The sequence below is a fragment of the Chromohalobacter sarecensis genome, from assembly GCF_023061135.1.
Classification (GTDB): Bacteria; Pseudomonadota; Gammaproteobacteria; order Pseudomonadales; family Halomonadaceae; genus Chromohalobacter; species Chromohalobacter sarecensis.
On sequence record NZ_JAKGAN010000003.1, the window covers coordinates 1 to 24,025 of the forward strand.

Consider the following 24,025-nt stretch of genomic DNA (forward strand, 5'->3'; position numbering starts at 1 on the left):
GGAAACCGCCCAGTTCAGCTTCCCCTCCTAAGCCACACGCACCGCTGAACGCACGCCCGCGCCGCTCACTGAATTGACCCCCGATTGTTGGACGGTTGGTTCCCTTAACCGGTGGCCAACTCCTGACCCGACGAACAGGAACCGCATATGAGGCAGCCACATCTGGGCGAGAGGGCCATGAAACTCGAAGCCCAATAGCTATCCGGAAGATGTGGAAGTAGATGCGGCGGGTAGATGGGAGGAAGGTCGCGCGTCTTACCCTGGGAGGTCTGTTCGCCTGCCATTGGCTACCGATACCGTGAGGTGTCGGGAGGGGTGAACAGGAGTCAGCAGAGGCCATAGTAGGCTCTCTAACCAAGAGTTGAAGGGCTGAACCTGTCACGAGTGGATAGTTGACCGCTCTCTGATGTGTATGAGCAGAAGCCTCCTTGGAGGGCTCTCGATAACTGTATGGCGGGCCGGAAGCCCAAAGACTGTCGAAGCGCTCAGAGCACACAGGCGGGCGAATTCAGCAGAACGAAGCTCAGCCCAATAATGGGAGGCAGGAACCGCCGTGGTACGGATCCGTATGCCCGGTGGTGTGGGAGGACGGGGCTGGTGACGGCCCCTTTTACCCGATTGTACACCTTTCGTGTAGCGCTATGTTAATCGACGTTAAATTACGCTAGGTTAAGTATTGTTTGATTCTGCCGATACAACCTAATGAACCGGGCGGTGGAGTGTTCAGTGCTTCGCCTGGCGGTAGCGTGGGTGCAGCGGTAGCGGGGTAGGGTGTTGGTTCCAAGGTGACGGTGCCGGTAAAGACAGCAGGCACGCGAATTCTGCATAGGTTGCCTAATTATTCTGAGTAACGTTTAAAATCAATTGCTTGAATTCGGAATAACGGGCTATATAAGCTTTATTGAACACGCGTGCTCGTTCAAGTGGGGAAATGAGCGTGCCATCTAAAATGCTGTTAGCCTTAATGGTCGAGGATAGTCTTGGATGCGTCAAAATTCGATTAAATCCGGGCTCTCAAGATCAGCAATAATACTAAGGATACCTAGTTGTGGCTGAATATAAAAAATATAGAATAACTCCATGATAGATGCAATTCATGATGTGGTCGGTTTATTAAACGGATCGGAGTGGGAGTTTAATGATTCCCTATTTATTCGGAGGGATTAAAAATGCACATAAGTAAGGTACGCATACAGAATTTTAGGCTACTTAAAGACACAACGCTAGATTTAGTGGGTGATTCAAATAGCCAGCTCTCACTTTTGATTGGAAAGAATAACTCGGGCAAGACATCTTTTATTGTACTGTTTGAGAACTTTTTGAAATCCAAGCGCTTTTTCTACGATGACTTTCCTATGAGTCTGCGTAAGAAAATCCTTGAAATTTGTGACGAGACAGATGTCTATTCATTGGCAATAAGACTTTCCCTTAAGATAGAGTATGGTGAGGAAGATAATCTTCAGAACATCTCTGATTTTATTGTGGACCTAGATCCAATGTGCAACACTGTACGAATTGCCTTTGAAGCAACGGTCGACAAATCAAAATTATTGAAGGATCTTGAGGTTGTTACCAAAAGAAAAGATGAATTCATCAAAAAGAACCTCTCTGATTATATTCAAATTGGGTACTACATCTTTGATAGCTACAGTGATTTTGAGGCTGAGCATCGTTCAAACTTAATCAAGAAGGAAGCGTCCGATGTAAACAATCTAATCAACCTGAAGGTAATTCAAGCGAACAGAAGTGTTACAAGTTCAGATGCAAGTCCTCAAGACCGAAGAATTCTCTCACACTTAACAACGCGGTTCTATAACAGTAAAGTTAAGATGTCGCATGATGATCTTTACGACATCAATTCATCTATTATAGACGCTGATATTCAACTAAGTGCCAACTATAAAACCTTCTTTGAGCCATTTCTTGAAAACGCAAAGTCCTTTCTTGCGCTTACAGCCTTAAATGTTGTATCTGATCTTCAGTCCAAGGAGGTCATGGCAAGCCATTCCAAAATTACCTATGGAAAAGATGACACCGAACTTCCTGAACACCTAAACGGTTTGGGATACATGAACATACTCTACCTTCTTCTCAATATAGAGATTGAAAAGGCTGACTTTGAAGAGACGGGGCGAGATATAAATATTCTGTTTATTGAAGAACCTGAAGCTCACACCCACCCACAACTACAGTATATTTTCATTGAACAAATTTCCAAGATCTTAAACGGGATTAAGGGACTTCAAACTTTTATATCAACGCATTCAGCTCATATCGTCAAAAAATGTAATTTCAAGAATATTCGTTACTTTCAGATCCCAAAGGGCGAAGAGAATGTAGACATACGAAATTTCTATATAGAGTTACAAGGAAGGTATGCTGATGAAGAGAATGCTGAAATTGATAGGGTGGAAAAGAAACATTTTAAATTTCTAAACCAATACTTATCCATCGAGTCCTCAGAACTCTTCTTTGCTGAAAAGATAATCTTTATAGAAGGCGCATCTGAAAAGATGCTTCTTCCATACTTCATTAATCAGTTTGATGAAGATGATATGGGTGATGAGGATGATACTGCACTCACGTCTCAAAATATATCAATCCTTGAAGTCGGAGCAAACGCCAAAGCATTTAAGCATTTCCTTGACTTTCTTGAGATAAAGACTCTCATCATTACAGATCTAGATACAACAGTGCAGCAGATAAAGAAGGGAGAAAATGGTAAGAAGAATAGCGTTAGCTATCCGGCATGTCCTGCAAAGACCGGTACACATACTAGCAATTCAACCCTGCGGCATTACTATAACTCACCGGAGTTTGAGGATGAGAGCTTCCCTGCATGGATGGAAAAACTAAAAAACCATGATCATGATGACCCATCGCCATTAATCAAGATTGCCTATCAGAATATTGAAGAAAATGGGTACCAGGGTAGAAGCTTCGAGGAGGCATTCGTGAGTGCGAACATGGATAAAATAGGCAGTAACCTTGAGGATGTCGACGGACTTAAAAACAAGGACAATTTTGATGAGTGCAAGTCTGACCCTGATCAGTTTGTGGGTGATATGCTTGACAGTAAGGGGAAGTCCAGCTTTGCGTCATCTTTACTCTACCTCGCTCTCTCAAAAGAAGACCTGAAGTGGAATATCCCTTCGTATATTAAGGAGGGACTAAAGTGGATAGCCAAGTAACCCCACTGCAAAGAATTCAAGAATGCAAAGAAAACAAAAATAGTTTTGTTTTGCAAGGAGGGGCCGGATGTGGGAAGACAGAAACACTAAAACAAACTCTACAACTACTATCCAAAGATTATCCTAAGAAGAGAATTGCGTGCATTACCCATACCAACCTTGCGGTAAACGAAATCATAGACCGTGTAGGAGAAGACTACAACATATCCACCATACATTCATTTCTTAGCTCATTAATCAAGAACTACACCAGAGCCATCCATAAAGTTGTACATGAGATATTCACAGTGGATGAGCTAGAAAATGAGACCAAGGAAAGTTCAGAGTTAGTCGGTAATGAACTCAAGAAAGCAAATCATGACGACTACAAGAAGACCTATAAGAAGTATGCAAAGTTAAAATACATTGCCATAGGTGAAGCCTCACCAAAAGAGCTTGGCAAAAGAGAGTATGATAAAGCACCGGATGAGATCAATCAGACACTCAATGAAAATATAGCTGAATTGAATACTGAAGTTCGACAGATCATTGAGAGTAAGAATCATAGGCGTATAAGGTACAATGAATCACGTTTTGACAGATTCAATGACCTTTCATTTGGGCATGATAGCCTCCTCAAGATCACAAGTTTGCTCTTTCAACGTTATCCAAAGCTTGGAAAGATCTTGGCTGATAAGTACGACTTCATCTTGGTCGATGAATACCAAGATACACACGAGGACGTAGTTGAAGTGTTCTTAAAGCATCTCACTCAAGACAGGCAAACCACAATAGGATTATTTGGGGATGCAATGCAAAGCATATACTCAGATGGTATTGGGGATGTGCGTGCCTATATTGAATCAGGTGATCTTGTCGAGATACCAAAGGAAGATAACTTTCGATGTTCTGAACAGGTAATTAACTTTGTTAATGCTCTTAGAGGGGATGCTCTTAGGCAAGAACCAGTATTCAAGATTAGAAACGATGGCACCAAGGAGACCTTAGAAGATAGGCAAGGTCAGGTTAGGCTGCTTTATGCAATTTGGGGGGATAGTAAACCTCATACTCATAGTAGTCCTGAAGACAAGCAAGTATACCTTGATTTCGTCGACAAGTTAATTGACTTGGTTGACGATGAAGGGGGCCCTTATAAGAAGTTGATGCTTACAAACAAGTCAATTGCAGGGAAGGTTGGGTTTTTCGCGCTCTATAAGATATTTTCTGATAGATATACGGAAGTCAAAGACGAGCTCGAAAGGGTGTTTTCAAGCATTCAGGTACTTGACCTAGTAGAATTATGTAATGCCTATAGTGGATCAAAAAAGAGATATAATTTCATACTAACCGAACTGAAGAAGTCGGGGTTTGTGCTTAACAAGCTTGAAGATAAAGAGAAAATTGTTGCTGCATTTGAGAAGATTACTTCCGGTGATTTAAGTATTGCTCAAACGCTTGAGATTGCCTTTGAGAAAAGGATGATCAGGAAATCAGACAGTTACCTAGCGTATATAGAGCGTAGGGACACATTTTTGGCTGATCTAGAAAAAGATAATGAATACCAGAAATTCAAAAAGAGATTTGATTCAGGAGTTAACACCATAACTAGGATGGAAAGAGAAGGCATTGAACTGACTGAGGAAGTGTTTAATGAGTTAAAGTACAACCTTAAAAAAGAGAAGTTCTACGAGGAGCTATTCTCTGAGTCGATATCCTTTAATGAGGTAATCAACTATTATAGGTACCTTAATGAAGAGTGTGGCTATATCACAATGCACAAGACTAAAGGATCCGGTATTGAAAACGTTTTAGTTGTTCTCGATGAGTATTTCTGGTCTCGCTACAAGTTTAAGTTTAATCCTAGCAGTACTGAAGCTAGTAGCGTCTTCACGCCCCCAAACATGAAGCTATTTTATGTGGCATGTTCACGAACGATTAAGAATCTAACTGTTGTTAAAGTGGTAACCAGTGATGAGGAAGAACACCTACTAACAACATTTCCGGACTTTGAAAAGGTGGTTGTGGATTAGGGAAATGGTCATCCATTACAAGAAGTGAAGAAAGAAGAGGTATATCTTAACTATTGAAAAGAGAGATAAATCGGCTAACAAATAGCTGCACGGAAAAAATACTCGCTGCGCTCCTATTTTTCCGGTGAGCAAGCCGTTAAGCGGTATCTCTGTCTGGGGCCGCTCGTCAGTTCACATGCTAAAAATCGAAAATTTGAAGAGGTAAGATCATGGGGTTAGGTGGAATAAGTATCTGGCAGCTGATAATCATATCTTTAATCTTGTTTCCTCTCATTCATGTGCTTGCTTCGGGGCGGTCGCATGGTGGTGCAAAGTTTGGCTGGTTTGCAGCAGTGTTCCTCTTTTCGTGGCTTGCGTATATTGTTTTCCTCATAGTTACTCAGTCGGCCAAAGACGCGGCATCTGTTTCGAATGAGTAGCGCCCGGAAGCCGTTTAACAAGGCGCGTCAATTCGCACACTTCGTGCGCCGGACGCTCGCAAGCTCGCGCCGTTGCGCTTTGCGTTAGGAGATAAGATGAACACCATAGAAAAGGGGGATGCACTGGAAGATCAAGCTTTTGATCTCCTTCAGGTGGAGCTTAGTCAAGGTCGACTTGGTATGGATTCGGCATCAGGGAAGATCTTTAAGAAGAAAGGCTACTATTCAAGAGATCGCGAAAAAGACATCATTGTCGATATTTCTATTGAGGTCTGGCCTATCGGGGCACAGAACTATTCGCTTCTCTGGGTCTGTGAGTGTAAGAATTATGGTCATGCCGTCCCTGTTGACGATGTAGAAGAATTTAAGGCCAAGCTGGACCAAATTGCTGGGAAGAACGTTAAGGGGGTAATGGCTAGTAGGAATTCCTTCCAAGGCGGAGCGATTTCTTTCGCAAGGAATCAAGGAATTGGTCTGGTGCGGGTTATGCCCGGCGACCAGGTGACATGGATGATGCAACTGACGACGACCGACACATCATCTGCAAATCGACTTAATCCTCGAGAATTCAATTCGGCCTTATCCATTGAACGGCATAAGGCGATAGGACGGAGCTTTTATGCAGCCTATGATGGTTATATTTTTGGGAACTGGCAAAGCTTGCTGCGGCACAGCATCGGTGAAATCTCCTAACAATACGCTGCTGTCGGATAAATTTTCCGCTGCGCTCCAAATGTACCGCAGAGCGTGGCGTTATAGCGCCCTAGGTTGAAGGTATGAGGGTTGATCAAGATTATTTGAATAAGTTAACAAGGCCATTTGCCACTGAGTACAGCCTCACCGTTTCTCAATATTTCCAGAGGCTAGATGCCAACAATACTCCTTACGAGGAGTCGGAAGGAAAACTGAGCGAGAAGTTCCTACTCCATATAGAGCACCTTATTGATGATGGCTGCATTGTCGGCCCCAATCGAGAACAATCCGGCGCCTCCCAACTGGGGCTTAAAATTGGGGTCAATCGTCACGCCATTATAGTCAATGATGGTTGGGTTAAATACATAAAGCCATCGAAGGATGGAATAGTGAAACCAATGGTTATATGGCTTAGAGATCACACCTTAGGTGCGATATTGTCGGGTTTGGTGATTGCCATAATACTGGCAGCTCTGAACCTATAGAAATGAAGGAAATTTTAATGAAGGGGATTTTGGTTGAGTTGAACCCGGATCAAATCGAAAAAGCCAAAGAGATTAATGGAAGCGGAAAGAAAATTACGTATCAGTGGTCTGTGGTCGGTACGGACAGATTTTTGGCACAGAAAAGCAGTGCCGAAAATATTACTCCGCATGGAATGTGATATTCCCTAAGCTTTTCGATGGCGGTGAAGAGAGAAAAGGCTATGAGCCATCAAACTATGAATAAATATTCGGTCTGGTAAATATACTGATATCAGAGAATGATATTAGAAAATAGTAAAATTGCTATAACAAGGCCAGCCACAGCGACAGCTTTTCCGTTGCGGCTTTGCCTTCACTACAAAGCTGCGCGTGTTGGCGGCGTTGAGGCTGTAGAAACCCCCCGCTGACATCTTGGTCTTGGTAGGATCGGGAAAAGAGATGATGAGTGGTCGGCATGCCCCGCTTCAAGCCCTATAACCACGATTAGAGCGCCATGATGGTGATCAACTATAAAAACCCGCTTTAGCCGGGTACCTTTAGTATGCGGTGTACTACCTTATCGAGCACAATCTAGACTTGTCGATTTTCCACCCCAAGTACCGCCTTTAATCATCTTCAAGGGGCTTGAGTTGGTGAGCGACGATATCACGAAAATCGATCAGGTTGATGATTGGTAAAATTAAGGCGAGATGCAGTAGAGGCAACTCGAAACTAGGATTTATACGGCCTCGTTCATAATCTAGAGGAATTTTTTATGCATAAGAGTAGACTGCAGGCACTTGTAATAGATTGTGGAACTGATCAGTTAGACGGGGACGCGGCATTCTGGGGTGCGGCATTGGGCTGCAAGGTCTTCAGCTACAATGCGGAGCCGGAGGACGAAAACTACCGAGGGCTCGAGGTCGACCCGTCACAACCGTTGATGCTCGTTCAGAAGGTGAGTCATCCCAGTCGTGTCCACCTCGATATAGAAACCGATGACATTGACGCAGAGGTGGCACGGTTAGGGCGATTAGGCGCGAAGAAGGTAGGGCAAGTACGTGATTTTTCTATACTGGAAGCACCTAGCGGCCATCGTTTCTGTGTCGTTCCAGTGCAGCGGCCTGATTTCTATGAAAAGGCTAATATTTGGTAAAAGTAGATGGCCTGATGGAAACGGTCTATCTGCCGCGCTTCCCTGCTAATGCCGAGCATCTGAATAAATCAATTGCGCAATACAAGGCTGGAAAAGTGCCAAGCGGGAGTTGATAGATGGAGATGAATAGTCGCTTGCTCTGCTGGATAAAAGAATCAAATCCTACCGGTATCACTATTGAGGAGGGTTGAATCCTCCACTGACGCCATCACCTTCTAGGTAGCCGGCGTTGTTGTGGCGCCGGTCCGTTTTTTGATCCATCTCGCTTTCAGGGAGGCCTCCATGCCTTTTGCACCGTCCAGCATGCACGTCGAAAGCCCCGCCTTTACGCCGAATGGGGCGATTCCCACGCGGCATTCGGCGGAGGGTGATGATGTCTCGCCGGCCTTGAGCTGGAAGGATGCGCCGGAGGGGACCAAAGGTTTTGCGGTGATCTGCCACGATCCGGATGCGCCGTTGGTCAAGGATGGCAGTTATGGTTACGTGCATTGGCTGCTTTACAACCTGCCGGCGGATGTCACGTCGCTGGAGGAGAGTACGACGGTGGGCTCCGCCGGTCTAAACGATGGCGGCGCCGTCGGTTATGGTGGCCCCATGCCGCCGCAGGGCCACGGGCCGCATCAGTATTATTTCTGGGTGCTGGCGCTGGATACCCTTACCGAGTTGCCCGAGGGGCTGACGCAGCCGGAGCTTCTCAACGAGCTGGAGCCGCATATTCTCGGCATGAGTCGGTTGGTGGGGACTTATCGCCGCGACTAGGCAGTCTTTGTCTGAAACTGCCTGCGCTCGGCCATACTGCGTTAAAAATCAGCTCAAATTGCTCATTTACACCCCGTAAACTCCGCCTTTTCGCTGATTTTTGCCTTGTCTGACCTTCGCTCGTCGACGTTTCAGATAAAGCCTGATTAGCTATTAAAGGCTCAAAACTGCTGCACTCTGAACTCGGCGCCTTCCCTTGGGAGGCGCCGAGTGTCGTTTGGGCCCTGGCAATGCGGTGCGTTGCCGGTTAGCGGTGGCCGTTCATCAGCTCACGCACCAGCGGCGTGTCGGCGTTGCGATGAGTGGGCAGTTCGAAGCGGGCGCGGGCGATGTCAGTGCGTGACAGGGTCGCGTCGATCAGCATCTCGCGATCGTCGGCCACGGCCAGGGTGTCGCCTTGTGGTCCGAGAATGCGCGAGCCGCCCCAGAAGTGGCTGTCGCCTTCGGGGCCGAAGCGGTTGGCCATGATCACGGGCGTGCCGTAGGTCATGGCGTAGAACTGCAGGTTGAGGGGCCAATTCTGTTCGTTTGAGAAGTCGTCGCTGACGATGCCCGAGGCGGAGTTGATCGGCGCGCACAGCACCGTGGGCCGGTCCAGCAAGGCGGCGTGTACCAGCCCGGGGTTCCACAGGTCGGCGCAGATCAGCGAGGTCGCCGACCAACCAGGGCGCACCGGGAGATGCGTCAGCTTGTTGCCATGAGTGAACAGCTTGCCTTCTTCCAGACCGCCGTAGGTGGGCAGGTTGAGCTTGCGGTGCACGGCCTGGAGCTCGCCATGCTGGAGGATCGCCAGGGCGTTGTAGTATTCGCCGGGGCTGGCTTCCTCGACGAAGCCCACTACCACCTGCATCTCGCCGGCTGCCTGGGCGAGGTCGGCCAGGCGCGGGTCATGGGCGGGGTAGGCCACGTCGATCACCCGGTTGCCCAGGCCGTAGCCGCTCAGCGAAAGCTCGGGAAAGACCAGCAGCTCGAGCCCGCGTTGGTGGGCCTCGGCGATCCGTTCGCGGTGGCGCTCAAGGTTGGCGTCGACATCGCCGAGAGTGGCGTTGATCTGCGCGGCGCCGACGCGAAGGTGATCCTGGTAGTGCATGGTGGCGTCTCGCTATTGTTTGGAAAATGTGGGGGCGCCGAGCAGCGCCAGCAGGTCGCTTGCCGGGCGTATCTCGAGGCTCATCACTACGTCGTGCAGCCGGGCCGCACGTTCGCCCAGCACGGGTTCGGCCAGCGCCCAGTACTTGGCGAATATCTCGGCATCCGAAAGGGGCCGGTCCGGATTGCCGCGTGCCTCGAAGTCGGCACTTTCGATAACCTCGCCGCTGTCGAGATGCAGTCGGGCGCGCGCCCAGCGCTCGGCGGGAAAGCGCGCATTGAAGGTGTCATCCTCGTGGATTTCCACCTTGCTGGCCAGGGCCTTGAGGTCCGGGGCGTCGAGTTCATCGCTGACACCCGCGACATCCACGGTGCCGCGGCCTAGGGCGCAGGCGACGGGCCAGGGCAAGCTGTACTGGGCTTGCTCGGTGGTGGTCGGGTGCGTCACGTGCAGGCGCTTGCCTTCGTGGAAGGTGACGATCTCGATGCGCGCGATGGCGGAAGGGTCGCGCTGCTCGGCGTGCAGTGACAACACGGCTTCTACCGCGGGCTGGGCCCAGCGGCAGACCGGGTAGGCCTTGAAGTACTGCTCGTGGAGATACCAGCGCTGGCCCAGATCCTGCCAGATAGCGGCTACGTCCGGCGCGGTGACGGTCAACGCCGGGGCGCCGGTGAAGCCGTCTTCGGCCAGCAGCGCCGCCGAGACGCCGGTCATCGCGCCCCAGCCGGAGCCATCCTTGAGCATCGTGGGATGATCGATGCAGCGCATCATCTGGCTGCGCGGGCCGTAGAATTCGGCGATGCCGAGGGCATGATGCAGGGTCTCGACATCCGCCCCGCGCAGGCGCGCGGCCACGGCGGCGACGCCCAGGGCGTTCCAGGCGCCGGAGGTGTGATAATCCGGGCTGGTGGCGTGCAGGGCGATACCCGCGCGGGTGGCGATTTCGTAGCCGTAGGCGAGCAGGGCGAGGAAGTCGTGTCCTGAAAGCGCATTGACTTCGGGCAGCGCCAGCAAGCCCGGCAGCAGGGCCACGCCGGCATGCCCCTTGGTCAGCACCTGGCCGTCGTGGGCGTCGAGCGCGTCGATCAGCCAGGCGCCGTGCAGGGCGACGCCGGTGGGCGAGGCCTGGCCGGCGGCGAACAGCAACGGGCGCTCACCGCCGTGCTGGGAGATCGCGAAGCGCGCGGCCTTGTCGGCAAGCGGCGTACGGGTGGCGCCGGCGGCCACGCCCAGCAAATCGAGCAGGCAGCGCTTGGCCTGATGAAGCGCTTCATCGTCGAGGCTCGAAAGATCGAACCCATGCATCCAGTCGAGGGGCGTTTGGTCGTGCATGGCGGTGGCCTCAAAGGCGGGTGGTTGATGAAGACACGAGGGGCGTAAAAGAAGGCCGCGCGGAGCGGCCTTCGTGGTGATCTAGCACGGTGGGCGTGGCCTCTCAGGCGCCGATCACAGCAGGTCGTGTTCCTTGAGGAAGTTTTCGGCGACCCGCTCGATGGACGTCCTGTCGACATCGACCTTGGCGTTGAGCGAGGCCATGACATCGTCATCCAATAGCGCCGAGAGCTTGTTCATCTGATCGGCAAGATCGGGATGCTCGTCCAGCGTTTCTTGGCGCACCACCGGTGTCAGCGCATAGCTGGGGAAGAACTGCTTGTCGTCTTCTAGGGTCACCAGATCGTAGGCCGGGATACGCCCGTCGGTAGAGTAGGCGATGGAGACATCGACTTGCTCGTCGCGCAGTGACGGCAGGGTCAGACCGAAATCCATGCGCTTGATGTTGGAGCGGCCGAACTCAAAGTCGTAGGTCTTTTGCAGCGGACGCAGGCCGTCGTCACGAGCGTAGAACTCCGCATTAGAGGCGAAGGTGAGTGCTTCACCGCCGTTGATGGTGTCGGCAAGGTCGGAGATGGTTTCGATGTCTCTCGACTTGGCGTCGTCGGCACGCATGGTAAGGGCGTAGGTGTTGTTGGCATCGGAGGGTTCGAGCCACACGAGCCCCTTTTCGGCGTCGAGCTCTTTGACGCGCTGGTAAGTCTCATCAGGCGAGAGCTTCTCGGTAATCTTGTTATAGGTGATCAGCGATGTACCGGTGTACTCCCAGTACAGGTCGATCTGACCGTTTTCCTGCGCCTGGCGCAGTACGGCGGAGCCCATGCCGGAGCGCTTGTTGACGTCATAATCAAGGGCGTCGAGATATTGGCTGGTCATGCTGGCAAGGATCTGTTGCTCGGTGAAGTTCTTGCCACCGACTTCGATTTCGTCGGCCTGGGCGGAGGCCAGGCTGCCGGCCAGTGCCGCGCCGGTGAGTAGCGTCATCAAGGTTTTCATGGTGTCACTCCTGATTTGTTGTGACGGATGCGTCTTGGCGTATGTTCTGAATGTTACTGCGTCGTCAGGCGCGGGATGGGTTGACCCCGCGCGGTACCAGTAGAAAAGCGGTGATGGCGATGAGCATATCGACCACGACCGCCAGCAAGGCTGTGGGAATGGCGCCGGATAGCATCATCACCGGGTCGTAGAGGTCGATGCCGGTGAAGATCAGTTCGCCCAGGCCGCCCGCGCCGATCAAAAACGCCAGCGGCACCGTGCCGATGTTGATAGCCAGCGCGGTGCGGATGCCGGCGAAAATCACGTACAGGGCGTTGGGCAGTTCGACCCGCAGCAGCCGCTGGGTGGGCGACATGCCGATGCCGGCGGCGGCTTCCATCAGTGCCGGGTTGACGCCCTTGAGGCCTGTGTAGGTGTTGCGGGTGATGGGCAGCAGCGTGGCTACGAAGAGCCCGAACACCGCCGGCACGGTGCCGATGCCGAGAAAGCTCATCGACAGCGCCAACACTGCCAGCGTGGGGATGGTGGTGCCGACGTTGAGCACCTGCATCATGGATTCGGCGACGCGCGCCATGCTGGGGCGCGACAATAGAATGCCCAGCGGGATGGCGACGACAATCGCCAAGCAGCCTGACATGACGGTTAGCCACAGGTGCTGCACGACGAGATAGTGGACGTCAGGCAGATAAAAGATGAAGTCGTCGATCACGCCGCTGGACTGGCTCCAGATGCCGGCTAGAAAGACGGCCACCAGCACCAGCAAACGACCGGCGCCCGCGAGGTTCAGCGTCGGCATGGTTTACTCCTTGATGGCCGGTGAGGGAGAAGCCTCGGCGGCTTTGGCGCCACCCTCGCCCTTGGAGTGGGCGCGATAGCGCGAGCCCAGGTGGTGGGTGATCGCGCGCTGGGTGATCTGACCGATGATTCGCCCGTCGTCGTCGACGCAGGGCACCCAGGTCATGTCATTGGCGAACATCAGCGAGGCGACCTTGCGCAGGTCGTCGTCGAGGGTGACCACCACCGGCACGCTTTGGTAATGGTCGCGGCAGTGCCCCTGGGTGGTGCGGGCCACGGCGGCGTTGATGATGCCCACCGGTTGGCGCTTGTCGTTGACCATCACGATGCTGTTCACGTAACCGTAGGCTTCGATACGCTCAAGCGCGGCGTCGAGCGTATCGTCCGGGCGCACCAGGCCGATCTCTTCGCTTGCCAGATCGCGGACCTTGACCAGGTTGAGGCGCTTCAGTGCGCGGTCCTCGCCGAGGAAAGACTCGACGAAGTCGTTCTTGGGCGCGGCGAGCAAATCATCGGGTTCCGAGTACTGGACCAGCTTGCCCTCACGAAAGATGGCGATGCGGTCGCCCATCTTGATCGCTTCGTCGATGTCGTGACTAACGAACATGATGGTCTTGTTCAGTTCCTGCTGCATTTTCAGGAACTCGTCCTGAATCACCGCGCGGTTGATCGGGTCGATGGCACCGAAGGGCTCGTCCATCAACATCACCGGTGGGTCGGCGGCCAGTGCCCGCGCCACGCCGATGCGCTGTTGCTGTCCGCCGGAGAGCTCGCTGGGATAGCGCTTGAGAAAGGCATCCGGCTCCATGGCGATCATGCGCATCATTTCCCGAGCCCGCTCGCGGTACTTGGCCTTGTCCCAGCCCAGCAGCTTGGGCACCACGGTGATGTTTTCCTCGATGGTCATGTTGGGGAATAGACCGATCTGCTGGATCACGTAGCCGATGTTGCGGCGTAGATCCTGAGTGTCGAGGCTGGAGGTATCCTCGCCATTGATGAACACCTTGCCCGAGGTCGGCCGGACGATACGGTTGATCATCTTCAATGTGGTGGTCTTGCCGCAGCCCGAGGGGCCGAGCAGGATGCAGATCTCGCCGCTGGGGACTTCCATGCTGATGTGGTCGGCGGCGGTCACCGCGCCCTTGGGCGTATCGAAGACCTTGGTCAAGTTGTCGAGTCGAATCATGAAGTTATCCTTGTCGGGTCGGCAGCCTTTGCAAGTCGACAGAGAATGCCGTGGGTAACGGCTCAGGTCGCAGCGGCTTCGCGTTCCATGCCCTTGGGGGTCAGGCGTTTCTGCAGGGCCAGCAGCGCATAGTCGACGATGATCGCCAGCACACTGACGGCCACGGCGCCGAGGATCAGTTGACGCGGATCGGACTGGGAGATACCGCGGCTGATGAGCGTGCCGAGCCCGCCGGCGCCGATATAGGCGGCGATCGCCATGACGCCGATGTTGAGCACCACGGCGGTACGTACACCGGCCATGATCACCGGCACGGCGAGCGGAATCTCGACCATGCGCAGGCGCTGATTCTGGCTCATGCCGACGCCGCGCGCGGCTTCGCGCAGGGCCGGGTCGACGTTGTTGATGGCGGTGTAGGTGTTACGGATGATCGGCAATTGCGAGTACAGCAGCACCGCGATGACCGCCGGCATGTAACCGATGCCCTGACCGATGATCGACAGGATCGGAATCATGATCCCGAACAATGCGATGGAGGGAATCGTCACGATGATCGAGGCGATATACAGCACGGTCTTGGCGGCGCGCTCGTTTTTGGTAATAGCGATGCCGATGGGGACGCCAGTTAGTGTGGCGATACCCACCGCAACACCCACCAGACTGATGTGTTCGAGGGTAAGGGTCCCCAGCAACTCGAGATTGTCGAGAAAGTATTGCAGTAATTCCACGGGCACGGACCTCGCACTCGCGAACGAGTGTTTTGTTTGAGCGCTTAGAAATTTCTTATATGTAAGGAGTTTTATAAGTTCGTATTATGTAAAGAGCATAACACGCTCTTCGCGAGTGCCCGCCGTTTTGGGCATTAGGATGTGTCATATGATTCATTTTCAGTGGCAATGGGCATTCGGTAGGAAACTCATCGACTTCGCCGTATGCTCATTGGCGATAATCCAGTGTTTTGTTTTTCCTTGCAGGAGGCCTGCATTTTGAGCACTCGCAAGACGCATTACCGACTCGCCGCCGCCCAGATTCAATGCGCCTTGGCGGATGTCGCGTGCAATTTCGAGACGCATCATCGTGTCATCGAGGAAGCCCGTCATCGGGAGGTCGATGTGCTGGTTTTCCCTGAACTTTCCCTGACGGGTTACGACCTGGGAACGCGCGTCCCCGAGGTCGCGATGGACCGCGACGACCCGCGCCTGCTCCAACTGGCGGATGCCGCCGGTGACATGCTCACCGTGGTGGGCTTCGTCGAGCGCTGCGGTCGCGGCGAATATGCCAACGCCATGGCGTGCCTGTGCGAGGGCCGCATCGTCGCCGTGCATCGCAAGGTCAATCTCTGCACCTACGGCGGGCACGAGGAAGGCAAGCATTTCGGTAAAGGGCAGGCACTCACCGTCGCCGATGCCGACGGCCTCACCTGTGGTGTGATGATCTGCGCCGATCTCTGGAATCCGGGCCTCGCCCACGCGGCCATGCTGGAGCGGCCTGACGTGATGCTGGCCCCGGTCAATGCAGCGACGGGAATGGTCGACGGCGATTTCGATGACGAAGGCAATTGGCTGATCTGCCTGAAGTTCTACGCCATGATGTACGCCACGCCGATGGTCATGGCGCATCGTTACGGCGCCGAAGGCGACGCCTGGTTCTGGGGCGGCAGTTGCATCGTCGGCGTCGATGGCAAGGTGCTGGCACGGGCCGAGGACGGCGAGACGCTCGTTAGCGCCGAGATCGACACCGACGAGATTGCCGCCGCGCGTTTCGCGATGCCCACCCACCGCGACGCCGACACCCCGCTGATCGCCTCACTGATGGCGCAGCGGTTAGAGCGGGAACGGCGCGGTTGAGATCGAGCGCTTACACCCAGCGTCGCTGGCGGCGCGTTTTCCAGTGCCGGTCGATGAAGCGTTCGCCCTCCTCGAAGGCCTGCAGGCGCGCCTCTAGATAGAACCACTCGGCGTCGCAGCTCAGTTCCGCCCAGGTCTCGGTATGTACCTGCCAATCGCCGCGCTGGAAGGTCTGGTGCCAGCTCTTGCTCATGGTCGCGGTGGCCGGTGCTTCGGGGTGGATGGCGTAGCGTTCGTCCGCCGAGGCGATGTTGGTCAGGCCGTGGTCGTAGGCGATCTCGCCGAAGTCGTCGATGATGGCATGCCGTGTCCAACCGTCGGTTAGCGAGTGGGTGACATCTCGGGACTGCGTGCCCGCACGTTTGATTCGATGCTGCATGGGCCCGGAAAAGACTGCCGGTTCGAACTGCACGGGCGGCGTCTCATGCGAGGTGCGCTGGGGCAGGGTGAGCCGCGAGTCGGCTTCGTGCAGGGTCAGCGTGACCGGATAAGGGCTCGGCCAGACCAGCGGCCAGTAGGCGGTGGTCACCGAGACGCGCAACCGATGCCCGGCAATGAAGCGATAGCAGGTCTGGTTCAGTGACACGGTCACGTCGAGCGGTGTATAGCATGGTACGTCGGACGGCGTGACGTGGCTTTCGCGGTGGCAGAGGTTAAGCACACCGTAGGAGACGCGTTGCGAGACGTCCTCGGGCGAGACGTCACACACGCGAACGATCAGATTGGCGCGCGGCTGGTCGACGCTGACCCGCAGCGAGAGCGTGGGGCGCCCCAGGATCAGCGTGTCGGCATCCAGCGGATCGGTGTCGTAGGTCAGCGAGTGCGCGTCGTCGCCACGCTGGTCGCCGGCGATCTCGGGGCCGCTGCTGTGGGGGATGTACTCGCCGCATTGCAGGCCGTTGTCGGCGGGCGCACGCAGTTTGGCCACGCCGGGGCGGGCGGCGCCGTCGTTCGGGGCGTGTAGTTCGCCGTTGCCGAGTGCCAAGACCCGTGAGGATATGTGCGGGCTTGGCCACTGGGTTTCGGCGAGCCATTCGCCGGGAACCTCGAGCCGGTGCGGATCGGCCTCGGAAAAGGACGGACAGAACACGCGATACAGCGGTTCTTCCATGATGCCGGTGTCGCGATCCTTCAGCCAGTGATCCCACCAGCGCAACGCTTCCTGAAGAAAGCCGATGGTCGGCCCCGGCATCGCCAGATGCGGATAGGCATGCGGCCAGGGGCCGATGATGCCGCGCCGGGGGCAAGGCGCGTGCTCGAGAATCTCGGCGACGAAATTGACATAGGCATCGGCCCAGCCGGTGACGGCCAGCGTCGGCGTCGTCAGGCGCGAATAGTCCTCGCACACCGAGCCGTGACGCCAGTAGGCATCGCGCGTCTGGTGATCGAACCAGTTCTCGGCGACGAAGGGTTGCTGGGCGAGCCGGTGCCGCCAGAGGTCGCGCCAGTCGTTGCGCAAGGCGGGATCGGGCGGTCGCGACATGAAGGAAAGCGATGAAGCCGCCCAGCCGAAGTTCTCGTTGAGCACGCAGCCGCCCTTGTAGTGGACGTCGTCGTGATAGCGGTCGACGGTGGCGCCGACGGCGATGATCGCACCGAGTGCTGGCGGTTGGCGCGAGGCCACCTGCAGTGAATTGAAGCCGCCCCAGGAAATGCCCATCATGCCGACACGACCGCTGCACCAGGGTTGCTCGGCAATCCAGGCGATCGCCGCGACGATGTCGTCCTGCTCGCTGGCCAGGTATTCGTCCTCGAGCACGCCGTCCGAGTCGCCGCTGCCGCGCAGGTCGATACGCAGCGCGGCGTAGCCGTGGCCGGCGAAGTAGGGATGCATGCGTTCATCGTCGGCACTGGTGGCATCTCGCTTGCGATACGGGATGCACTCGATGATCGCGGGCACGGGATGGGTCTCGGCATTCGCCGGTCGCCACATTCGTGCCGCGAGTCGGCTACCGTCGGGCAGCGGAATGAACACTGCCGGTTCCTCGACGATCGGGTGCGGGAAGTCACGCACTTCCCGGGCATCGGGTTGGCTTCCACTCGGAAACATGGGGCGTCCTGTCGTCAGCAGGGGCGATGCAGGCATCGCCCCAGGGAAGGAAGAAAGGAAAAGAAGTGGACGAGGCGTTAGAGCAGGTCGTTTTCGGTCAAGAAGTCCTTGGCGACCTTTTCGATGTTCTGGTCGTCGATATCCACACGACGGTTAAGATCGATCAGCGTCGTGTCATTCAAGGCGGCAGACATGTCGTTGAGCAGGGGCTTGAGGTCGGGGTGCGCGTCGAGCGTTTCCTCGCGTACCACCGGTGCGAGTTGGTAAACCGGAAAGAATTGCTGGTCGTCGTCGAGCACTTCGAAGTCGAAGGCGCCGTTGCGGCCATCGGTGGCGAACACCAGCGCCACGTCGACTTCGCCTTCGCGCAGCGCGCTGTAGGTTAGCCCTGAGTCCATGCGCTTGACTTTCGAGCGCGGAAACTTGAATCCATAGGCTTCCTGCAGCGGCCGCAGACCGTCGTCACGGGCATAGAATTCGGCATTGGAGGCGAGCGTCAGATCGGTGCCATCGTTCATCGCCGTGGCTAGATCCGAAAGGGTGTGGATGTCGTGCTTCTCGGCGTCGGCCTCGCGCATGGCGAGCGCATAGGTGTTGTTGGTATCCGAGGGATCCAGCCAGATCAATCCTTTCTCGGCATCCAGGCGCTTGGCGGTGGCGTAGGTCTCGGCGGCGTTGTCGGGTTGCGGCTGATCATTGAACAGGATCACTGAATTGCCGGTGTATTCCCAATAGAGGTCGACCTGGCCGTTCTCTTGCGCCTGGCGTAGCACCGAGGTGCCCAGGCCGTCGCGCTTGTCGACGTTGTAGCCGTTGGCTTTCAGCAATTGGAAGGTAGCCGAGGTGAGAATCAGGTGCTCTGTATAGTTGAGACCGCCGACGACGATGGGGTCGTCATCTTGTGCGTGAGCCGTGGTGGCTGCGGCGGAAAGGCTCAGTCCCAGGGTGGTTAGCAGTGTCGTGATGGGGTGCTTCATGGCAGCGACATACCTCTGTTGTTATAGAGCGTTATCGGGTTGCGACTTTCGTCGTTACCCAGAGTAACGCACCCCGCTGCCAGGATTGATGAGAATCCATAATGCCTGCGATTTCGGACGCCAACAGATGACAAAGCAAGCGCCATGGCTGGGCAATAGTCAGTGGTGAGAGTCAGTGGTGAGGGGGAGGGGACTCCGTCGAAGACGCGTCGTCTGCGTCGGGCTGCTTGATCTGATCGGCATAGCACGGCGAGGAGGCGGGCGTGTGATCGCCTGTCTCGCGGTCTTCGTCTTCCAAGGCCTTGAGCAGCATGTCGCGTAAATACGGTAGATGCGAGCGCTGCGGCTCGCGGGAGGCGGTCAGCAAGGTGAGCGTGCCTTCGCGCGCCCAACGCATGAGGGGCAGCAAGACATCGGGATCGTCCTCGACCTCCCAGCGGTAGCGATAGCTGAACACGGTGTCGTTGAGCTCGCCCTGATGCCAGCCACGGCGCAAGGCGTTGGAGGGCGAGGCGTCGCGATACCAGTCGGTCAGTTGCAGCGACTCGCGGCGTTTACCGCGTGGCCATAGGCGGTCGACGAGAACGCGTGCACCATCGCCTTCTTCGGCGGCCTGATAGATACGTTTGAGTGCGATCGTATAAGACATCCGGTTCTCCTCCGCCAGCCACTTGTCATGTCGCAAGTGGCTCGCTCTCTCGGGCTAGGCGATACGATAGGAATATGCCATCTCGGCCAGGGGGCCACGTCCGCCGGCCAGGGTGAGCGAGAGATCGTGAAGCCCTTCCCAGACGGGCAATGCCGCAGCGCCCTTGATGGCCAAGTCCAAGCGCTGTGCGAACAATAATAGCTTGTGTAGCCGCTTGAGCGGCATCCGCTTCAAGGCCTGCTGATAGAGCGGACGACGCTTGTCGGGAATCGGCGGACGCTGTGCCTTGCAGGCGTGATCGAGGCTTTGCCCCTGATCGAGGTGCTGCGCCAGCGACAGGAAGATGCGTAGCTCACGCGTCAATGCCCACAGCACCACGGGGGCTTCGAGGCCTTCGCCGCGCAATCCACTGACGATGCGCGAGACGCGCACGCGGTCGCCGCGCAGGCAGGCGTCGATCAGCGTGAAGACATCATAACGTGCGTTGTCCTCCACGCCGCCGGCAATGGCCTGGGTATCGAGCCGCGCGTTGGGCGGATTGATCAGCGCGAGCTTCTGCAGCTCCTGGTCGGCGGCCAGCAGGTTGCCTTCGGTGCGCTCGCCGAGCAGGCGGGCGGCGTCCATGTCCAGCGACAGCCCATGGCGCGATGCGCGATCCCGCACCCAGAAGTGCAGGCGCTGGTGATCCACCGGCCACACCGGAACGAACACGCCGATCTTATCCAGCGCCTTGAACCAGGCACTCGACTGCGCGCGCCGGTCGAGGCGCGCGCTACTGATTAGGAGGATATCGTCGCTATCCTTGGCCTGGCGGGCGTAGGCATCGAGTGCCTTGGCGCCTTCCTGGCCCGGCGACTGACCGCCCAGGCGTAGCTCGATGAGCTTGCTCGAGGCGAACAGCGACATGCTGGCTGCCGACTCCGTCAGGCGTCCCCACTGAAAGCCATTTTCCACGTGGAGGACTTCGCGTTCCTCGACGCCACGCTGGCGTGCCGCGGCGCGGATGGCGTCGCAAGCCTCCATGTGGATCAACGGCTCGTCGCCGGCGACAATGTAGACCGGCTGGAGGCGCTTGCCGAGCGCCTCGTCGAGTTTATCGGGAAAAACCTTCATGGCGTCTCGAGCGCGCGTAGACGGTCGACGAGTTGACGTGCCGCCTCCTGACGCAATGAATCGAGCGCTTCGTCACGCAGTTCGTCCTGCGACAGCAGATTGTTGTTGTCGACGCTCAGCGTGGTGCTGGCCTCGAGGGTTTGCTGGTCGAGCAGGTAGGCATTGTCCTCGCTGCGTTGCACCGAGAACGGCACGCTGAGGGTCAGGCGGCGTTCCTGATTGCTACCGGCGCCTTGCGTCAGGCGTGTCTCGCGGATTTGCTCCTCGCTCAGGTTGACGCGTAACGGAGCCTCGTCTTCGAGCGTGGTGCCAGTGCCTTTCAGCGCTTGTTCCACGGCATCTTCGAAGCGTCCATCGGGGGACGATAGCGTCAGTGAGGGAACATTGAGCGCGGTGGCGTCGAGTCCACGCAGTTGAAAACCGCACCCGGCGAGCAGCGTCGTCAGGGTCAGCAGGAGCAGAGATTGGATGATGAGCGAACGGCGCTTCACGCAGGCCTCCTTGCGGGCTGGGACCCGCTCCTCGGGGAGCGGGCGTATGGGCCGAGTCAGTTGGCGACGATATTGACCAGCTTGCCGGGCACGACAATGACCTTGCGCACGGTCTTGCCCTCGGTATGGCGGCGCACGTTTTCCGCTTCGAGCGCCTGGGCTTCGACAGCGGCTTTGTCGGCCGCCGCCGGGACTTCGAGACGGGCCCGCAACTTGCCGTTGACCTGCACGGCGAGCTCGACACTGTCCTTGACCATGGCAGCCTCGTCGGCCTGGGGCCAGTCGGCGTCGATGACCGGCGTTTCATGCCCCAGGGCTTCCCACAGCGCATGGCAGGCATGCGGCACGATGGGTGCCAGGATCAGCACGCTGGCTTCCAGCGCTTCGCGCGTGACCGCCAGGCCTTGTGGCGTGTCGGCGTCGTCCTCGTTCTGGAAGCGACCCAGGGCGTTGACCAGTTCCATGACGGCAGCGATGGCGGTATTGAACGTCGTACGGCGCCCGATATCGTCGCTGGCCTTGGCAATGGTTTCGTGGGTCTTGCGGCGCAGCGTTTTCTGCTCGTCGTTGAGCGCGTCGACATCCAGCGTGGCGGGCGTGCCGGCGTCGAGGTGATCGGCGACGAGTTTCCAGAGCCGCTTCAAGAAGCGGTGCGCGCCCTCGACACCGGAGTCCGACCATTCCAGCGACTGCTCCGGCGGTGCGGCGAACATCATGAACAGGCGCACGGTGTCGGCGCCGAAACGGTCGATCATCGACTGTGGATCGACGCCGTTGTTCTTGGACTTGGACATCTTCTCGATGCCGCCCATTTCCACCGGTTGGCCGTCCTCACGCAGCACGGCGCTGACGGGGCGGCTCTTGTCGTCGCGTTTGACGTCGACATCGGCGGGGTTGAACCAGTCCTTGCTGCCGTCGGCGTTCACGCGATAGAAGGTCTCGGCGATGACCATGCCTTGGGTGAGCAGGCGCTGGAAGGGCTCATCGCTTTCGACCAGGCCGAAGTCGCGCATCAGCTTGTGGAAGAAGCGCGCGTAGAGCAGGTGCAGAATCGCATGCTCGATCCCGCCGATGTAGAGATCCACCGGCAGCCAGTAGTTGGCGCGTTCGTCGAGCATCGCCTCCATGTTATCGGCACTGGCGAAGCGCGCGTAGTACCAGGAGGATTCCATGAAGGTATCGAAGGTATCGGTCTCACGCGTCCAGCCCTCGCCGAGGTCATAGAAATCCGGCATCTTCTTGAGCGGCGAGCCGGAGGCGTCGACCTCGACTTCCATCGGCAGAGCGACGGGCAGTTCGTCATCGGTGAGCGGCACGGTCTGGCCTTCGGGCCCGTATTTGACCGGGATCGGCGCGCCCCAGTAACGCTGACGCGCCACGCCCCAGTCGCGCAGGCGGAAGTTGGTCTTGACCTGGCCGCGTCCTTCGGACTCGAGCCGCGTGGCGATGGCGTCGAAGGCCGCTTCGAAGTCGAGCCCGTCGTACTCGCCGGAGTTGATCAGCGGACCATGCTCGGCATGTGCGCCCTGGGATACATCCGGGGCGTTGCCCTCGGCATCGGCGATCACCGGTTCGATGGCGATGTCGTACTTGGTGGCGAATTCCCAGTCGCGCTGGTCATGGGCGGGCACGGCCATAACCGCGCCGGTGCCGTACTCCATGAGCACGAAGTTGGCCACGAAGATCGGCACTTCGCGCCCCGTCAGCGGGTGAAGCGCCTTGTAGCCGGTGTCCATGCCTTTCTTTTCCATGGTCGCCAGCTCGGCTTCGGAATTGCCGCCGTGCTGACATTCCACCAGGAAATCGGCCAATGCCGGATTGTCGGCGGCCGCCTGCTTGGCCAACGGATGGCCCGCAGCCAGCGCCATGTAGGTGGCGCCATAAAGCGTGTCGGGACGCGTGGTATAGACCACGAGCGGGTCGGCTTGGCCGGCGACATCGAAGGTCAGTTCGACGCCGGTGGACTTGCCGATCCAATTGCGCTGCATGGTCTTGACCTGCTCGGGCCAGTCGACCTCGTCCAGATCGGCGAGCAGTTCCTCGGCGTAGTCGGTGATCTTGAGGAACCACAAGGGGATTTCCTTGCGCTCGACCGGCGCGCCGCTGCGCCAGCCGCAGCCCTCGATGACCTGCTCGTTGGCGAGCACCGTCTGGTCCACTGGGTCCCAGTTGACGGTCGACATCTTCTTGTACACCAAACCTTTTTCGACCAGTTTGGTGAAGAACCACTGTTCCCAGCGGTAATAGTCGACGTCGCAGGTGGCGAATTCTCGGTTCCAGTCGTAGGCGAAACCCAACGCCTTGAGCTGACGGCGCATGGCGTCGATGTTGTCGTAGGTCCAGGCACCGGGCGGGACGCGGTTCTTGATCGCGGCGTTTTCGGCGGGCATGCCGAAGGCGTCCCAGCCCATGGGCTGAAGGACGTTCTTGCCCTGCATGCGCTGAAAACGCGAGACCACATCACCGATGGTGTAGTTGCGCACGTGCCCCATGTGCAGTTTGCCGCTGGGATAGGGGAACATCGACAGGCAGTAGAACTTCTCCCGGGTCGCGTCCTCGACGGCCTTGAAGCACTGGTTGGTGTCCCAGAAGGTCTGGGCGGCGGATTCGATTGCGTGCGGCGTGTACTGTGCGTCCATCGGTTTGATCTGGCACCTTGCGTTAGGCTTGGCTTGAAGCGGATAACGCCCGGCCTCGCGATGTGGTAGAACGGAGCTGGGCGGGACGTTGTCCGTATGTTATGACAGGCCGTCAGGATACCCCAGTCGTGCGCCTACAGGTAGGGGCATGACCTCGACGACAGGCAGG

The 24,025-nt window shown here is 56.5% G+C and carries 20 protein-coding genes and 1 pseudogene; 9 read left to right on the top strand and 12 right to left on the bottom strand.

Features of this window, described 5'->3' with window-relative positions; all coding sequences use genetic code 11:
* Positions 1-1,169 precede the first annotated feature (1,169 nt).
* The 8 genes and pseudogenes from L1071_RS05790 to L1071_RS05820 all read left to right on the top strand — a co-directional run bounded on the left by L1071_RS05790 (position 1,170) and on the right by L1071_RS05820 (position 8,691).
* Positions 1,170-3,191, top strand: coding sequence for an ATP-dependent nuclease (locus L1071_RS05790; protein WP_246969846.1), 2,022 nt, complete (start codon positions 1,170-1,172; stop codon positions 3,189-3,191).
* A complete protein-coding gene (locus tag L1071_RS05795) occupies positions 3,176-5,200 on the top strand; it encodes a UvrD-helicase domain-containing protein (RefSeq protein ID WP_246969849.1) in 2,025 nt (674 codons plus the stop codon). The genes L1071_RS05790 and L1071_RS05795 overlap by 16 nt, the downstream gene beginning before the upstream one ends.
* A 515-nt stretch (positions 5,201-5,715) precedes the next feature.
* The gene (locus tag L1071_RS05800) at positions 5,716-6,312 is read left to right on the top strand and encodes a restriction endonuclease (protein WP_246969851.1); all 597 of its coding nucleotides are present in this window, start codon (positions 5,716-5,718) and stop codon (positions 6,310-6,312) included.
* A gap of 83 nt (positions 6,313-6,395) precedes the next feature.
* Positions 6,396-6,797, top strand: a complete 402-nt coding sequence (locus L1071_RS05805) for a hypothetical protein (protein ID WP_246969853.1) — start codon at positions 6,396-6,398, stop codon at positions 6,795-6,797.
* Positions 6,798-6,814: 17 nt separating this feature from the next.
* A complete protein-coding gene (locus L1071_RS05810) occupies positions 6,815-6,976 on the top strand; it encodes a hypothetical protein (RefSeq protein ID WP_246969854.1) in 162 nt (53 codons plus the stop codon).
* Positions 6,977-7,551: 575 nt separating this feature from the next.
* On the top strand, positions 7,552-7,932 hold the full coding sequence (locus tag L1071_RS16300) for a VOC family protein (protein WP_378110383.1): 381 nt from the start codon (positions 7,552-7,554) through the stop codon (positions 7,930-7,932).
* Between the two features lie 5 nt (positions 7,933-7,937).
* Positions 7,938-8,062 (top strand): annotated as a pseudogene (locus L1071_RS05815) (type II toxin-antitoxin system prevent-host-death family antitoxin); the annotation flags it as partial.
* A gap of 152 nt (positions 8,063-8,214) precedes the next feature.
* Complete coding sequence (locus L1071_RS05820) at positions 8,215-8,691, top strand: YbhB/YbcL family Raf kinase inhibitor-like protein (protein WP_246969856.1); 477 nt, start codon at positions 8,215-8,217, stop codon at positions 8,689-8,691.
* 247 nt (positions 8,692-8,938) lie between these two features.
* Here the strand turns inward: L1071_RS05820 and L1071_RS05825 are convergent, their stop codons facing one another.
* The 6 genes from L1071_RS05825 to L1071_RS05850 all read right to left on the bottom strand — a co-directional run bounded on the left by L1071_RS05825 (position 8,939) and on the right by L1071_RS05850 (position 14,818).
* Entirely contained in the window at positions 8,939-9,781 is an 843-nt protein-coding gene (locus L1071_RS05825) for a nitrilase-related carbon-nitrogen hydrolase (protein ID WP_246969858.1), read from the bottom strand.
* A gap of 12 nt (positions 9,782-9,793) precedes the next feature.
* A complete protein-coding gene (locus L1071_RS05830; protein ID WP_246969860.1) occupies positions 9,794-11,113 on the bottom strand; it encodes an MmgE/PrpD family protein in 1,320 nt (439 codons plus the stop codon).
* A 114-nt stretch (positions 11,114-11,227) separates the two neighbouring features.
* Positions 11,228-12,109, bottom strand: a complete 882-nt coding sequence (locus L1071_RS05835; protein WP_246969864.1) for a glycine betaine ABC transporter substrate-binding protein — start codon at positions 12,107-12,109, stop codon at positions 11,228-11,230.
* Positions 12,110-12,173: 64 nt separating this feature from the next.
* A complete protein-coding gene (locus L1071_RS05840; RefSeq protein ID WP_246969867.1) occupies positions 12,174-12,905 on the bottom strand; it encodes an ABC transporter permease in 732 nt (243 codons plus the stop codon).
* 3 nt (positions 12,906-12,908) lie between these two features.
* Positions 12,909-14,090 carry an ABC transporter ATP-binding protein gene (locus tag L1071_RS05845; RefSeq protein ID WP_246969870.1) on the bottom strand — a complete coding sequence of 394 codons (1,182 nt, stop codon included), beginning with the start codon at positions 14,088-14,090 and terminating at the stop codon, positions 12,909-12,911.
* 62 nt (positions 14,091-14,152) lie between these two features.
* A complete protein-coding gene (locus L1071_RS05850; RefSeq protein ID WP_246969873.1) occupies positions 14,153-14,818 on the bottom strand; it encodes an ABC transporter permease in 666 nt (221 codons plus the stop codon).
* A 258-nt stretch (positions 14,819-15,076) separates the two neighbouring features.
* On the opposite strand from L1071_RS05850, the gene L1071_RS05855 reads away from it, so the two are divergent.
* Positions 15,077-15,937: a nitrilase-related carbon-nitrogen hydrolase gene (locus L1071_RS05855; protein WP_246969876.1), complete on the top strand. Its 861-nt coding sequence runs from the start codon at positions 15,077-15,079 to the stop codon at positions 15,935-15,937.
* Positions 15,938-15,947: 10 nt separating this feature from the next.
* On the opposite strand, the gene L1071_RS05860 is transcribed toward L1071_RS05855, so the two are convergent.
* The 6 genes from L1071_RS05860 to leuS all read right to left on the bottom strand — a co-directional run bounded on the left by L1071_RS05860 (position 15,948) and on the right by leuS (position 23,856).
* Positions 15,948-17,987, bottom strand: a complete 2,040-nt coding sequence (locus L1071_RS05860; protein ID WP_246969879.1) for a CocE/NonD family hydrolase — start codon at positions 17,985-17,987, stop codon at positions 15,948-15,950.
* Positions 17,988-18,064: 77 nt separating this feature from the next.
* Positions 18,065-18,964, bottom strand: coding sequence for a glycine betaine ABC transporter substrate-binding protein (locus tag L1071_RS05865; protein WP_246969881.1), 900 nt, complete (start codon positions 18,962-18,964; stop codon positions 18,065-18,067).
* 172 nt (positions 18,965-19,136) lie between these two features.
* The gene (locus L1071_RS05870; RefSeq protein WP_246969884.1) at positions 19,137-19,613 is read right to left on the bottom strand and encodes a DUF488 domain-containing protein; all 477 of its coding nucleotides are present in this window, start codon (positions 19,611-19,613) and stop codon (positions 19,137-19,139) included.
* A 54-nt stretch (positions 19,614-19,667) separates the two neighbouring features.
* Positions 19,668-20,726, bottom strand: coding sequence for a DNA polymerase III subunit delta (gene holA / locus L1071_RS05875; protein ID WP_246969887.1), 1,059 nt, complete (start codon positions 20,724-20,726; stop codon positions 19,668-19,670).
* Positions 20,723-21,217 carry an LPS-assembly lipoprotein LptE gene (locus L1071_RS05880; protein WP_246969890.1) on the bottom strand — a complete coding sequence of 165 codons (495 nt, stop codon included), beginning with the start codon at positions 21,215-21,217 and terminating at the stop codon, positions 20,723-20,725. Before L1071_RS05880 ends, holA begins: the two co-directional genes overlap by 4 nt.
* Before the next feature lie 56 nt (positions 21,218-21,273).
* Complete coding sequence (gene leuS / locus L1071_RS05885) at positions 21,274-23,856, bottom strand: leucine--tRNA ligase (protein WP_246969893.1); 2,583 nt, start codon at positions 23,854-23,856, stop codon at positions 21,274-21,276.
* Between the last annotated feature and the right edge of the window lie 169 nt (positions 23,857-24,025).